Here is a 12,990-nt window from a genome sequence, read left to right on the forward strand (position 1 = left end):
CGGGCGGGGCGCCCGTCATCGCGGCCGCATGCGTCCGGCACCACCGCAGACCTCCGAAGTCCCCGGATCTCCCGACCCCCCACTGGAGTGGATCCCGATGCCCGACACCCATGAGTTCGACTACGTCGTCATAGGCGGCGGCACGGCCGGTTCCGTCATCGCCTCCCGCCTCACCGAGAACCCGGACGTCACCGTCGCCGTCATCGAGGGCGGCCCCAGCGACGTCGGCCGCGACGACGTGCTGACCCTGCGCCGGTGGATGGGCCTGCTCGGCGGTGAACTGGACTACGACTACCCCACCACCGAGCAGCCACGCGGCAACTCCCACATCCGGCACAGCCGCGCCCGCGTCCTCGGCGGCTGCTCCTCGCACAACACGCTCATCGCGTTCAAGCCGCTGCCGTCCGACTGGGACGAGTGGGAGGCGGCCGGCGCCAAGGGCTGGGGCGCGGTCCCGATGGAGGCGTACTACGCCCGGCTCAAGAACAACATCGTGGCCGTCGACGACAAGGACCGCAACGCCATCGCCCGCGACTTCGTCGACGCCGCGCAGGCCGCGCTCGCGGTGCCGCGCGTCGAGGGCTTCAACAAGAAGCCGTTCCACGAGGGCGTCGGCTTCTTCGACCTCGCCTACCACCCGGAGGACAACAAGCGCTCCAGCGCCTCAGTGGCGTATCTGCACCCGGTGATGGACGAGCGCGCCAACCTGACCATCCTGCTGGAGACCTGGGCGTACCGGCTCCAGCTCGACGGCACCCGCGCCGAGGGCGTCCACGTGCGCACCAACGACGGCGCCGAACACCTCGTACGAGCCCGCCGCGAGGTCGTGCTCTGCGCGGGCGCCGTCGACTCGCCGCGGCTGCTGCTGCACTCCGGCATCGGCCCGAAGGCGGACCTGGAGAAGCTCGGCATCCCCGTCGTCCACGATCTGCCGGGCGTCGGCGAGAACCTGCTAGACCACCCCGAGTCGGTGATCGTGTGGGAGACGAACGGCCCCATACCGGAGAACTCCGCGATGGACTCCGACGCCGGCCTGTTCGTGCGCCGCGACCCCGAGAGCGCGGGACCGGACCTGATGTTCCACTTCTACCAGATCCCGTTCACGGACAACCCGGAGCGGCTGGGCTACGAACGCCCGCAGTACGGCGTGTCGATGACCCCGAACATCCCCAAGCCTAGGAGCAGGGGCCGGCTGTACCTCACCAGCGCCGATCCGTCCGTCAAACCGGCCCTGGACTTCCGCTACTTCACCGACGAGGACGACTACGACGCCCGCACGCTCGTCGACGGCATCCGCACCGCCCGCCGGATCGCCAGGACCGAACCGCTGGCCGGCTGGCTGAAGCGGGAGGTGTGCCCCGGTCCCGAGATCCTCGGCGACGCGGAGCTGAGCGAGTACGCCCGCAAGGCCGCGCACACCGTCTACCACCCGGCGGGCACCTGCCGGATGGGCGCCGTCGACGACCAACTCGCGGTCGTCGACCCGGAGCTGCGCATCCGCGGACTGGACGGCATCCGGATCGCGGACGCCTCCGTCTTCCCCGCCATGCCCGCCGTGAACCCCATGATCGGTGTGCTCATGGTCGGGGAGAAGGCCGTCGACCTGCTCGGGGGTGAGCGCTGATGGCTCTCGCCGTCCCCACCCGCAAACCTCCCACCGACGGCTCCGAGGCCACCCCCGTCTTCTCGGTGGACGGCCTGTGGAAGGTCTTCGGCCCCCGCGCCGGCCGGGTCCCCGCCGACCGGGAACTCGGCGCGCTCGGCGCCGCCGAACTGCGCGAGCGCACCGGCTGCACGGCCGCGGTCCGCGACGTCTCCTTCGACGTGCGCAAGGGCGAGGTCTTCGTCGTCATGGGCCTGTCCGGCTCCGGAAAGTCCACGCTGGTGCGCTGTCTGACCCGGCTGATCGAGCCCACCGCGGGCACCATCGCCATCGACGGCGAGGACGTGCGCGCCATGGACGGGGCCCGGCTGCGCGCCCTGCGACGGCACCGCGCCGCGATGGTCTTCCAGCACTTCGGCCTGCTGCCGCACCGCACGGTCCTCGACAACGTGGCCTACGGCCTGCAGATCCAGGGCGTCGCCCGGTCCGAACGGCGCGAGCGGGCCGCCGAGATGGTCGCCAAGGTCGGCCTGACGGGCCTGGAGGAGCGCCGCCCGGCCCAGCTCTCCGGCGGCCAGCGCCAGCGGGTCGGCCTGGCCCGCGCCCTCGCCGTGGACCCCGAAGTGCTGCTGTTCGACGAGCCGTTCAGCGCGCTCGACCCGCTCATCCGGCGGGACATGCAGGAGGAGGTCGTCCGCCTGCACCGGGAGGAGGGCCGGACGATGGTCTTCATCACCCACGACCTCCAGGAGGCCCTCCGGCTCGGCGACCGCATCGCCTTGATGCGCGGCGGCCGCATCGTCCAGCTGGGCACCCCCGAGGAGATCGTGGGCTCCCCGGCCGACGACTACGTCCGCGAGTTCGTCCGGGACGTCCCGCGCGAGCAGGTCCTGACCGTCCGCGGCGCCATGCGCCCGGCCTCCGCCGACGAGGCCGGGAACGGTCCGGCGGTCCCCCCGGAGGCGACGGTCGCGCAGGCCATCGAGGCCGTGGCGCGAGCCGGAGCACCGGCACGCGTGGTCGACGCGGGCCGCTGTGTCGGCGTCGTCGACTCGGACGCGCTGCTGTCCGTGGTGGCCGGAACCGACGCCACGGTGCCGCGCGGGCCCAGGGAAGCGGTCCCGGACGACGCCGGCGTCACTCCGGAAGCCGTCTGATGGCCACGATCGACGTACCGGCCCCGCGCGCCGGTCTGCCCGGCGTGCTCCAACGCCCCGCCGCGCGGAAACTCCTGGTCCTCGCGGTCCTGGCCGCCGTGCTCGTCCCGCTGGCCCACAGCCGCTGGGCGAGCGGCACCTGGCCGCACGAGCTGACGGTGGACCTGTCCCGGCCGCTCGCCGGCGCCAGCGACTGGATCATCGACAACCGCGACAGCCACCCGCTGTTCCTCTACTTCCTCGGCCACGTCAGCAACGCGGTCGTGATCTCCGTGCGCGCCGTCTACCTCACGCTCCTCGCCGCCGGCTGGGCGGGCGTCACGGCCGGTGCCGCCCTCGTGGCATGGCGCGTGGCCGGTGTCCGGCTCGCCCTCGGCACGGCCGCCGCCTTCCTCGCCTGCGGACTGCTCGGCATGTGGGTGCCGACCATGCAGACGCTCGCCCTCATGGTGGTCGCGGTGCTCGCCTCCGTGCTCGTGGGCATGCTGCTCGGTCTGGCCGCGGGCCTGTCCGACCGCATGGACCGCGTCCTGCGGCCGGTCCTGGACACCATGCAGGTGCTCCCGGCGTTCGCGTACCTGCTGCCCGTCGTCCTGGTCTTCGGCATCGGCGTACCCGCCGCCGTCCTCGCCACGGTCGTCTACGCCGCCCCGCCCATGGCGCGGCTGACCGCGCTCGGCCTGCGCGGCGCGGACCCGGAGGTGCTGGAGGCGGTCGACTCCCTCGGCGCCACCGCGCGCCAGCGGCTGCTGACCGCCCGTATCCCACTGGCCCGCAAGGAACTCCTCCTCGGCCTCAACCAGACGATCATGATGGCGCTGTCCATGGCGGTCATCGCCTCCGTGATCGGCGCCGGCGGCCTCGGCGACCGCGTCTACCAGGCGCTCGCCTCGGTCGACGTGGGCGCAGCCCTCGCGGCCGGCATCCCCATCGTGCTGCTGGCCGTCGTACTGGACCGGGTGACCGGGGCCGCCGGAGAGCGCCTCGGGCAGGAGCGGCAGGGCGTCCGCCCCTGGGCCTGCGCCGCCGTCGCCACCGTGGCCGTCGCCCTCCTCGCGCGCCTGGCGGGCCGCCCGGACTGGCCCGCCGGCTGGACCGCCGGCATCGCCGAGCCCGTCAACCGGGCCGTCGGCTGGATGACCGCCCACCTGTACTCCGGCGTCCCGTACATCGGCGGCACCGCCGACTGGGCGGGCCGCTTCACCACCTGGATCCTGGACCCGGTCCGCTCCGGCCTCCAGTGGCTTCCGTGGTGGTCGGTGCTGCTGATCGTCGCCGCCCTCGCCTGGCTGATCGGCACCTGGCGCACCGCGCTGACCGCCGTCCTCGCCATGGCCGCCATCGGTGTGCTCGGCGTGTGGAAGCCGTCCCTGGACACCCTGTCCCAGGTACTGGCGGCCGTCGCCGTCACCCTCGTCCTCGGCTTCGCGACCGGCGTCGCCGCCGCCCGCAGCGACCGCTTCGAGAAGCTGCTGCGCCCGGTCCTGGACGTCTTCCAGACGATGCCGCAGTTCGTGTACCTGATCCCGGTGGTCGCGCTGTTCGGCGTGGGTCGCGCCCCGGCCGTCGCCGCAGCCGTCGTCTACGCCCTCCCCGCGGTCGTCCGGATCACCGCGCAGGGCCTGCGCCAGGTCGATCCGGCCGCCCTGGAGTCCGCCCGCTCGCTCGGCGCGACCAGCGGCCAGCAGCTCCGCCAGGTGCAGCTTCCGCTGGCCCGCCCGGCGCTGCTGCTCGCCGTCAACCAGGGCGTGGTGCTCGTCCTCGCCGTCGTGATCATCGGTGGCCTGGTCGGTGGCGGCGCGCTCGGCTACGACGTGGTGTTCGGCCTCGCCCAGGGCGACCTGGCGACCGGTCTGGTCGCCGGCGCGGCGATCGTCTGCCTCGGCCTGATGCTCGACCGGGTGACCCAGCCGACCGGCCGCCGCCCCGGGAAGGGAGCCTGACATGGGACGCCGTACGACTCTCACCGCCGTCGTGGCGGTGCTGGCGCTGACCAGCGGCTGCGGGGCCGCCGACATGACCCGGCAGGCGTCGCCGTTCGCGGGCGCCCGGGGCTCGAAGACCGTGACCCTGTCCGTGCAGTCCTGGGTCGGCGCCCAGTCCAACGTGGCCGTCGCCCAGTACCTCCTCGAACACGAGCTGGGCTATCGCGTCGACACCGTCCAGGTCGACGAGGTCCCCGCCTGGGACGCGCTCAGCCAGGGCCGCGTCGACGCCATCCTGGAGGACTGGGGCCACCCCGACCAGGAGAAGCGCTACGTCGACGACAAGAAGACCATCGCGCGGGGCGGCGAGCTCGGGGTGACCGGGCACATCGGCTGGTTCGTCCCGACGTACCTGGCCGAGCGGTACCCGGACATCACCGATTGGAGGAACCTCGACAAGTACGCCTCCCTCTTCCGCACCGCGGAGAGCGGCGGCAAGGGCCAGCTCATGGACGGCTCCCCGTCCTACGTCACCAACGACAAGGCGCTGGTGCGCAACCTGAAGCTGGACTACCAGGTGGTCTTCGCCGGTTCCGAGGCGGCGCAGATCACCCAGATCAAGCAGTTCGCCAAGGAGAGGAAGCCCTTCCTGACGTACTGGTACGCGCCGCAGTGGCTGTTCGAGAAGGTTCCCATGACGGAGGTGCGGCTGCCTCCGTACAAGGAGGGCTGCGACGCGGACGCGGCCGCGGTCGCCTGCGCCTACCCGCACACGGCCTTGCGGAAGTACCTCAACGCCGACTTCGCCCGGTCCGGCGGCACGGCGGCCGCCTTCCTGAAGAAGTTCAAGTGGACCACCGAGGACCAGAACGAGGTCTCCTTGATGATCGCCGACCAGAGACTCACCCCGGCGGAGGCGGCGAAGAAGTGGGTGGACGGCCACGAGTCCACGTGGAAGGAGTGGCTGCACTGAGCGCGGACGGGACCCGCCGGGCCACCCGGTCCAGGGGCCCGGCAGGCAGCCCGGCAGGCCCCTGGACCGGGGTCCTCACTTGTACTGCCCCGGCGTGTAGTGGCCCGGGACCGCGCGGGTCGTCACACCGAAGCGGTTCCAGGCGTTGATCACCGTGATCGAGGCGATCAGCTGGGCCAGTTCGGCCTCGTCGAAGTGCGCTGCGGCCCTTCCGTACACCTCGTCCGGCACGAAGCCGTCGGTGAGGACGGTGACGGCCTCGGTCAGCTCGATCGCCGCGAGCTCCTTCTCCGAGTAGAAGTGCCGCGACTCCTCCCATGCGGCCAGCTGCACGATCCGCTCCACGCTCTCGCCGGCCGCGAGCGCGTCCTTGGTGTGCATGTCCAGGCAGAACGCGCAGTGGTTGAGCTGCGAGGCGCGGATCTTGACCAGCTCGCGCAGCCGCGGGTCGAGACCCTGGCCCGCGGCCGCGTCCAGCCGGACCATGGCCTTGTAGACCTCGGGGGCGTGCTTGGCCCACTGCGTACGGGGCTCGTGCTCGGGCGCGTACGCGGGGGCGCCTCCGGTGGTGTCCGTGGATTCGCCGGTGTTCGTCGTCGTAGCCATACGCCCGACCCTATGAGCGAAGCAGCCCAGGAGTATGGTCCATTTCCATGGCGGAATCATGGGCCACTCTGGGCGTGGACCTGCATCTGGAACCGGCCGGTCCCGGCGTGCGCCGCGGCCTCACCGACGCCCTGCGCGAGGCGGTCCGCGGCGGCCGTCTGGTCCCCGGAACCCGGCTGCCCTCCTCCCGGAACCTCGCCGCCGACCTGGGCGTCGCCCGCAACACGGTCGCCGACGCCTACGCCGACCTGGTCGCCGAGGGCTGGCTCACCGCCCGCCAGGGCTCCGGCACGCGCGTGGCCCTGGGAGCACCCGCCTCGCCGTTCGGGCCGGCGCCGAACGCGGACGCCGGGCGGACCGGCACGGCCCGGCACCCACGCGAACGCCCCCGCCCGGTCCACGACCTCGTCCCCGGCACCCCGGACCTCGCCTCCTTCCCCCGCACACAGTGGCTCAAGGCCGCCCGCCGCGCCCTGGCCACCGCCCCCCACCACGCCCTCGGCTACGGCGACCCGCGCGGCCGGCCCGAACTGCGCACCGCCCTGGCCGGCCATCTCGCGCGGGTCCGGGGCGTCCGCACCGACCCCGACCACCTGCTGGTGTGCGCGGGCTTCGCGCACGGGCTGCGGATCCTCGGCACGGTCCTGCGGGCCCGCGGCGTGACCACGGTCGCCGTCGAGTCCTACGGCCTCGACGTGCACTGGGACATCCTGGCCCGGGCGGGCCTGCGCACCCGGCCCCTGCCCTTCGACGAACTCGGCACGGTCATCGGCGACTTGACCGACCCGGGAGCGGTCCTGCTCACCCCGGCCCACCAGTTCCCGATGGGCGTGCCCCTGCACCCGGACCGGCGCGCCGCCGTCACCGACTGGGCCCGCCGCACCGGCGGCCTGATCCTGGAGGACGACTACGACGGCGAGTTCCGCTACGACCGGCAGCCCGTCGGCGCGCTCCAGGGACTGGACCCCGACCGCGTGGTCCATCTGGGCACCGCGAGCAAGTCCCTGGCCCCCGGACTGCGCCTGGCCTGGATGGCCCTGCCCCCGTCCCTCATGGAGGAGGCCACGGCCGCCAAGGGTGCCTCCGACACCTGCGGCGTGCTGGACCAGCTCACGCTCGCGGAGTTCATCACCTCCGGCGCCTACGACCGCCATGTGCGCGCGGCCCGCCTGCGCTACCGCCGCCGCCGCGACGCCCTGGTCGAGGCCCTCGCCACCCGCGCGCCCGACGTCCGGCCCACCGGTATCGCCGCCGGTCTGCACGCCGTGCTGCGGCTGCCGCCCGGCACCGAGTCCGCGGTGGTGCAGGCGGCCGCCTGGCAGGGACTCGCCCTCCACGGACTGTCCCGCTTCCGCCACGAGCAGGCCGCCGTGGCACCGCTGGACGCCCTGGTCGTCGGCTACGGCACCCCACCGGACCACGCGTGGGCGGCGGCCCTGGACGCCCTGTGCCGGGTGCTGCCCTGACGTCCCGTCGGGCGGCCCGGGCGAGCGGTGGTCACCCCTGCGCGGCAGGCGCCTTCTCGACCGGCTCCGTCTCGACCGGCGCCTCCCCGAACCGCGCCAGCGCCAGGGCGCCCGCCACCGCCACCGCGAAGCCGAGCACCGCGAGCCAGGCCAGGCCCTCGCGGGTGCGGTCGCCCAGCCAGACCACGCCGACCGCCGCGGGGCCGATCGTCTCGCCGATCACCATGCCCGCGGTGGCCGTGGTCACCGAACCGCGCTGGAGAGCCGAGGTCAGCAGCAGGAAGGCGGCGCCTCCGCCGATGAGCAGCGCGTAGGCCGCCGGATTGGTGAACAGCACCGACGGGACGAGCGAGTCGATCAGCCGCACGGCCACCTCGACCACGCCGAAGCCGAAGCCCGCGCCCAGGCCAAGGAGCAGGGCACGGACACGCTCGGGCAGACGGCCGGCGAGCGCTCCGAGCAGCAGCACGGCCAGCGCCGCGCCGAGCATCGCCCACTTCAGTGCCGCCGAGCCGTCCTCGTGGCCCTCCGTGCCCGAGGCCAGGCCCAGCATGGCCAGACCGGCGCAGACGACGCCCACCGCCGACCACTCCAGCGCGCTGAGCCGCACCCGCAGCAGCCGGGACGCGGTCACCGCCGTCACCGCGAGGCTGGCGGCGAGGGCCGCGCCGACCACGTAGATCGGCAGCGAGCGCAGGGCCGCGATCTGGAGCAGGAACCCGAGGCCGTCCAGCCCGAGGCCCGCCAGATACCGCCACTGCCGCACCGCCCGCAGCAGCAGCGCCGCGTCCCCGCCCCTGCCGGTGTCCGCCGCGGCGCGTGCGGCGATCGCCTGGAGCACCGTCGCCGTGCCGAAACACACCGCCGCACCGAGAGCGCAGACCATTCCGAAGAGCACGAGGCGACTCTAGACGCAGTTGCCCTCCTTCCCGTGCTCGCCCGCATGGCGGACACGGGACCGATGCCGCGGGGTGCTCCCGGTACGCTGGCGGCGGGCCGTGACTGGCGCGCTGGGATGGGACCGACCATCGGGGAGCGGCCCGAGCGGAAAGTGTGCCGTGCGCCTGGGCCGTAACGTGAACGCCGACGCCACGTCCGGAGGTCCCGATGCCTGAGAACACCGCGCCCCTGTCCAACGAGTCCACCGCCTTCCGCGCCGCCCTCGACGTGATCCGCGCCGTCGAGCCGCGCGTGGCCGACGCCATCGGCCAGGAGGTCGCCGACCAGCGCGAGATGCTCAAGCTGATCGCCTCCGAGAACTACGCCTCCCCGGCCACCCTGCTGACCATGGGCAACTGGTTCAGCGACAAGTACGCCGAGGGCACCGTCGGCCGCCGCTTCTACGCCGGCTGCCGCAACGTCGACACCGTCGAGTCGCTGGCCGCCGAGCACGCCAGGGAACTGTTCGGCGCCCGCCACGCCTACGTCCAGCCGCACTCCGGCATCGACGCCAACCTCGTCGCCTTCTGGGCCGTCCTCGCCCAGCGCGTGGAGGCCCCCGCCCTGGAGAAGGCCGGGGTCCGCCAGGTCAACGACCTCTCCGACGCGGACTGGGCCGAACTGCGCCGGGCCTTCGGCAACCAGCGCATGCTGGGCATGTCCCTGGACGCCGGCGGCCACCTCACCCACGGCTTCCGCCCGAACATCTCCGGGAAGATGTTCGACCAGCGCTCCTACGGCACCGACCCGGCCACCGGTCTCCTCGACTACGAGGCCCTGCGCGCCTCCGCCCGCGAGTTCAAGCCGCTGATCATCGTCGCCGGGTACTCCGCCTACCCGCGCCTGGTGAACTTCCGGATCATGCGCGAGATCGCCGACGAGGTCGGCGCCACGCTCATGGTCGACATGGCCCACTTCGCGGGCCTGGTCGCCGGCAAGGTCCTGACCGGCGACTTCGACCCGGTGCCGCACGCCCAGATCGTCACCACCACCACCCACAAGTCGCTGCGCGGCCCGCGCGGCGGCATGGTCCTGTGCGACGACTCCCTCAAGGACCAGGTCGACCGGGGCTGCCCGATGGTCCTCGGCGGCCCCCTCCCGCACGTCATGGCCGCCAAGGCGGTCGCCCTGGCCGAGGCCCGGCAGCCCTCCTTCCAGGACTACGCCCGGCGCATCGTCGACAACTCCCGCGCGCTCGCCGAGGGCCTGACGCGCCGTGGCGCCACCCTCGTCACCGGCGGTACCGACAACCACCTCAACCTGATCGACGTCGCCTCCTCCTACGGCCTCACCGGCCGCCAGGCCGAGGCCGCGCTGCTCGAGTCCGGCATCGTCACCAACCGCAACTCGATCCCGGCCGACCCCAACGGCGCCTGGTACACCTCCGGCATCCGCGTCGGCACCCCCGCCCTGACCACCCGTGGTCTGGGCACCGCCGAGATGGACGAGGTCGCCGGCCTGATCGACCGCGTCCTGACGGCCACCGAGCCCGGCACCACCGGCAAGGGCACCCCCTCCAAGGCCCAGCACGTCCTCGACCCGAAGATCGCGGACGAGATCTCCCACCGGGCCACGGACCTCGTGGCGGGCTTCCCCCTCTACCCGGAGATCGACCTCGGCTGACCCGGCTCCGAGGGCGCAGGACCTCCTGGACGCTGCTCCAGGAGGTGGCCCGAGCCAGGAATCCCCTCCCGTTTAGGGAGGGGAGCAGTCAACTGAGAGAATGGTGGGCATGGCGACTGACCGACCCCGCGTGCTCTCAGGAATCCAGCCCACCGCTGGATCGTTCCACCTCGGCAACTACCTCGGCGCCGTACGCCAGTGGGTGGCCCTCCAGGAGACCCACGACGCCTTCTACATGGTCGTCGACCTGCACGCGATCACGGTCCCGCAGGACCCGGCCGAACTGCGTGCCAACACCCGGCTCGCCGCCGCCCAGCTGCTGGCCGCCGGGCTGGACCCGGCCCGCTGCACGCTGTTCGTCCAGAGCCACGTCCCCGAGCACGCCCAGCTCGCCTGGGTCATGAACTGCCTCACCGGCTTCGGCGAGGCCGGCCGTATGACCCAGTTCAAGGACAAGTCCCTCAAGCAGGGCACCGACCGGACCTCCGTCGGCCTGTTCACGTACCCGATCCTCCAGGTCGCCGACATCCTGCTGTACCAGGCCAACCAGGTGCCGGTCGGCGAGGACCAGCGTCAGCACATCGAACTCACCCGCGACCTCGCCGAGCGCTTCAACGGCCGCTTCGGCCAGACCTTCACCGTCCCGGACGCGTACATCCTCAGGGAGACGGCGAAGATCTACGACCTACAGGACCCGACGATCAAGATGAGCAAGTCGGCGTCCACGCCGAAGGGCCTCATCAATCTGCTCGACGACCCGAAGGCCACCGCCAAGAAGGTCAAGAGCGCGGTCACGGACACCGACACCGTCGTCCGGTACGACCCGGAGACGAAGGCGGGCGTGAGCAACCTCCTGACGATCTATTCGACGCTGACCGGCGCGGGTATCGGCGAACTGGAGGAGAAGTACGCCGGCAAGGGCTACGGTGCGCTCAAGACGGACCTCGCCGAGGTCATGGTGGAGTTCGTGACCCCGTTCCGGGAGCGGACCCAGCAGTACCTGGACGACCCGGAGACCCTGGACTCGATCCTGGCCAAGGGCGCGGAGAAGGCGCGCGCGGTCGCCGCGGAGACCCTTTCCCAGGCGTACGAGCGGGTGGGTTTCCTGCCCGCCAAGCACTGAGGCGCACCACCGCACACGCGCACCGCGGGGCAGAGCGCTGCACATCACTACGGCTGCGCCTGCCCACAACGGTGCCGTGGTCGTACAGTCATAGCCGGACGGCGGTGACGAAACGGCTGAGAACGAAACAGAAGAACACATCCGGCACGACGAAGGAGACGACGTGGGGACCGTAACGATCGGCGTGTCGATCGCGGTCCCGGAGCCCCACGGCAGCCTGCTCCAGCAGCGGCGCGCGGGCTTCGGCGACGCCGCGGCTCACGGCATCCCCACGCACGTCACCCTGCTCCCGCCGACGGAGGTCGACTCCGCGGAGCTGCCGGCCGTGGAGGCACATCTGACGGAGGTGGCCGCGGCCGGGCGCCCCTTCACCATGCGGCTGTCCGGCACGGACACCTTCCGGCCGCTGTCCCCGGTGGTCTACGTGCGGGTCGTCGAGGGCGCCGAGGCGTGCGCATGGCTGCAGAAGCAGGTCCGTGACTCCTCCGGGCCGGTGGCGCGCGAACTCCAGTTCCCCTACCACCCGCATGTGACGGTGGCGCACGGCATCGACGACGCGGCGATGGACCGCGCCTTCGAGGAGCTCGCCGGGTACGAGGCCGAGTGGACGTGCACCGGGTTCGCCCTGCACGAGCAGGGCCCCGACGGGGTATGGCGCAAGCTGCGGGAGTTCGGTTTCGGCGGCAGCACGATGGTGCCCCCGCAGGCGGCCCCCGTGGACCGCGGCACGCTGCCCGCCCGGTAGGCGCCGCGCCCGGCCGCACCGGATCGGGCCCGCACCCGGCGGCGAACAGGCGCGACGCGGGCGACTACAACGGCAGCCGCCGGTAGACCGCGCGCGGCAGATGCCGCAGCACGGTCGTGACCACCCGGAGCACACCGGGCACCCACACCGTCTCCGAGCGTCTGCGCAGGCCGAGTTCGACGGCGGTGGCGACCTGTTCCGGGGTGACGCTGAAGGGTTCCGCCTCGCGGCCGGCGGTCGCCCTGGAGCGCACGAACCCGGGGCGTACCACCATGACGTGCACCCCGGTGCCGTACAGCGCGTCGCCCAGGCCCTGGGTGAAGGTGTCGAGACCGGCCTTGCTCGAGCCGTAGATGAAGTCCGCGCGGCGGGCGCGTTCGCCGGCGGCCGAGGAGAGCACCACGAGCGAGCCGTGCCCCTGGTTCTGCAACCCCTGTCCGGCCACCAGTCCCGCGGACACCGCCCCGGTGTAGTTCGTCTGCGCGACCCGGACCGCGTTCAGCGGTGCCCGTTCGTCGTACGCCTGGTCGCCGAGGACGCCGAAGGCCAGCAGCACCATGTCGACACGGTCCTCGGCGAAGACCTTGCCGAGGACCGTCTCGTGGGAGGCGCAGTCGAGTGCGTCGAAGGGCACGGTGCGCACCTCCGCGCCCAGGGCGCGCAGATGCGCGGCGGCCTCCTCCAGGGCCGGCGACGGCCGGCCGGCCAGCCACACGGTACGGGTGCGGCGGGCGATCAGGCGGCGCACGGTGGCCAGAGCGATCTCGGATGTGCCGCCGAGGACGAGCAGGGACCGGGGAAGACGCGGGAGACCGGAGGCATCCTTCACG

11 protein-coding genes are annotated in these 12,990 nt (G+C 72.8%); 8 read left to right on the forward strand and 3 right to left on the reverse strand.

Annotated features, from left to right (window positions below):
- The first annotated feature begins 97 nt into the window (after positions 1 to 97).
- The 4 genes from ACF09J_RS08925 to ACF09J_RS08940 are packed head-to-tail and all read left to right on the forward strand — an operon-like array spanning position 98 to position 5,658.
- Positions 98 to 1,624: a GMC family oxidoreductase gene (locus ACF09J_RS08925; RefSeq protein WP_392304702.1), complete on the forward strand. Its 1,527-nt coding sequence runs from the start codon at positions 98 to 100 to the stop codon at positions 1,622 to 1,624.
- Complete coding sequence (locus ACF09J_RS08930; protein ID WP_392304703.1) at positions 1,624 to 2,760, forward strand: glycine betaine/L-proline ABC transporter ATP-binding protein; 1,137 nt, start codon at positions 1,624 to 1,626, stop codon at positions 2,758 to 2,760. The genes ACF09J_RS08925 and ACF09J_RS08930 overlap by 1 nt, the downstream gene beginning before the upstream one ends.
- Positions 2,760 to 4,703 carry an ABC transporter permease gene (locus ACF09J_RS08935; protein ID WP_392304704.1) on the forward strand — a complete coding sequence of 648 codons (1,944 nt, stop codon included), beginning with the start codon at positions 2,760 to 2,762 and terminating at the stop codon, positions 4,701 to 4,703. The genes ACF09J_RS08930 and ACF09J_RS08935 overlap by 1 nt, the downstream gene beginning before the upstream one ends.
- A 1-nt stretch (position 4,704) precedes the next feature.
- Positions 4,705 to 5,658, forward strand: a complete 954-nt coding sequence (locus ACF09J_RS08940) for an ABC transporter substrate-binding protein (RefSeq protein WP_392304705.1) — start codon at positions 4,705 to 4,707, stop codon at positions 5,656 to 5,658.
- Positions 5,659 to 5,733: 75 nt separating this feature from the next.
- Here ACF09J_RS08940 and ACF09J_RS08945 read toward each other — a convergent pair whose 3' ends face one another.
- The gene (locus ACF09J_RS08945) at positions 5,734 to 6,264 is read right to left on the reverse strand and encodes a carboxymuconolactone decarboxylase family protein (RefSeq protein ID WP_392304706.1); all 531 of its coding nucleotides are present in this window, start codon (positions 6,262 to 6,264) and stop codon (positions 5,734 to 5,736) included.
- 47 nt (positions 6,265 to 6,311) lie between these two features.
- Between ACF09J_RS08945 and ACF09J_RS08950 the strand changes: the two genes are divergently transcribed.
- On the forward strand, positions 6,312 to 7,730 hold the full coding sequence (locus ACF09J_RS08950) for a PLP-dependent aminotransferase family protein (RefSeq protein ID WP_392304707.1): 1,419 nt from the start codon (positions 6,312 to 6,314) through the stop codon (positions 7,728 to 7,730).
- 31 nt (positions 7,731 to 7,761) lie between these two features.
- Here the strand turns inward: ACF09J_RS08950 and ACF09J_RS08955 are convergent, their stop codons facing one another.
- Positions 7,762 to 8,616 (reverse strand): hypothetical protein, encoded by an 855-nt coding sequence (locus tag ACF09J_RS08955; protein WP_392305102.1) that lies wholly within the window; start codon positions 8,614 to 8,616, stop codon positions 7,762 to 7,764.
- 221 nt (positions 8,617 to 8,837) lie between these two features.
- On the opposite strand from ACF09J_RS08955, the gene ACF09J_RS08960 reads away from it, so the two are divergent.
- From ACF09J_RS08960 to ACF09J_RS08970, 3 genes are all read left to right on the forward strand, one after another.
- A complete protein-coding gene (locus ACF09J_RS08960; protein ID WP_392304708.1) occupies positions 8,838 to 10,292 on the forward strand; it encodes a glycine hydroxymethyltransferase in 1,455 nt (484 codons plus the stop codon).
- A gap of 109 nt (positions 10,293 to 10,401) precedes the next feature.
- Positions 10,402 to 11,415, forward strand: coding sequence for a tryptophan--tRNA ligase (gene trpS, locus ACF09J_RS08965; RefSeq protein WP_392304709.1), 1,014 nt, complete (start codon positions 10,402 to 10,404; stop codon positions 11,413 to 11,415).
- Positions 11,416 to 11,578: 163 nt separating this feature from the next.
- Positions 11,579 to 12,160 carry a 2'-5' RNA ligase family protein gene (locus ACF09J_RS08970; RefSeq protein WP_392304710.1) on the forward strand — a complete coding sequence of 194 codons (582 nt, stop codon included), beginning with the start codon at positions 11,579 to 11,581 and terminating at the stop codon, positions 12,158 to 12,160.
- A 64-nt stretch (positions 12,161 to 12,224) separates the two neighbouring features.
- Here ACF09J_RS08970 and ACF09J_RS08975 read toward each other — a convergent pair whose 3' ends face one another.
- On the reverse strand, positions 12,225 to 12,989 hold the full coding sequence (locus ACF09J_RS08975; protein WP_392304711.1) for a decaprenylphospho-beta-D-erythro-pentofuranosid-2-ulose 2-reductase: 765 nt from the start codon (positions 12,987 to 12,989) through the stop codon (positions 12,225 to 12,227).
- Position 12,990: the final 1 nt, after the last annotated feature.

This window comes from Streptomyces sp. NPDC014889 (genome assembly GCF_043081205.1).
Lineage (GTDB): Bacteria > Actinomycetota > Actinomycetes > Streptomycetales > Streptomycetaceae > Streptomyces.

What these genes read in the sequence shown, in the direction of transcription:
- ACF09J_RS08935 (WP_392304704.1), top strand. Translation starts at nt 2,760, where the DNA reads ATGGCCACGATCGACGTACCGGCCCCGCGCGCCGGTCTGCCCGGCGTG.
- ACF09J_RS08960 (WP_392304708.1), top strand. Translation starts at nt 8,838, where the DNA reads ATGCCTGAGAACACCGCGCCCCTGTCCAACGAGTCCACCGCCTTCCGC.
- ACF09J_RS08950 (WP_392304707.1), top strand. Translation starts at nt 6,312, where the DNA reads ATGGCGGAATCATGGGCCACTCTGGGCGTGGACCTGCATCTGGAACCG.
- trpS (WP_392304709.1), top strand. Translation starts at nt 10,402, where the DNA reads ATGGCGACTGACCGACCCCGCGTGCTCTCAGGAATCCAGCCCACCGCT.
- ACF09J_RS08955 (WP_392305102.1), bottom strand. Translation starts at nt 8,616, where the DNA reads ATGGTCTGCGCTCTCGGTGCGGCGGTGTGTTTCGGCACGGCGACGGTG.
- ACF09J_RS08945 (WP_392304706.1), bottom strand. Translation starts at nt 6,264, where the DNA reads ATGGCTACGACGACGAACACCGGCGAATCCACGGACACCACCGGAGGC.
- ACF09J_RS08925 (WP_392304702.1), top strand. Translation starts at nt 98, where the DNA reads ATGCCCGACACCCATGAGTTCGACTACGTCGTCATAGGCGGCGGCACG.
- ACF09J_RS08930 (WP_392304703.1), top strand. Translation starts at nt 1,624, where the DNA reads ATGGCTCTCGCCGTCCCCACCCGCAAACCTCCCACCGACGGCTCCGAG.
- ACF09J_RS08940 (WP_392304705.1), top strand. Translation starts at nt 4,705, where the DNA reads ATGGGACGCCGTACGACTCTCACCGCCGTCGTGGCGGTGCTGGCGCTG.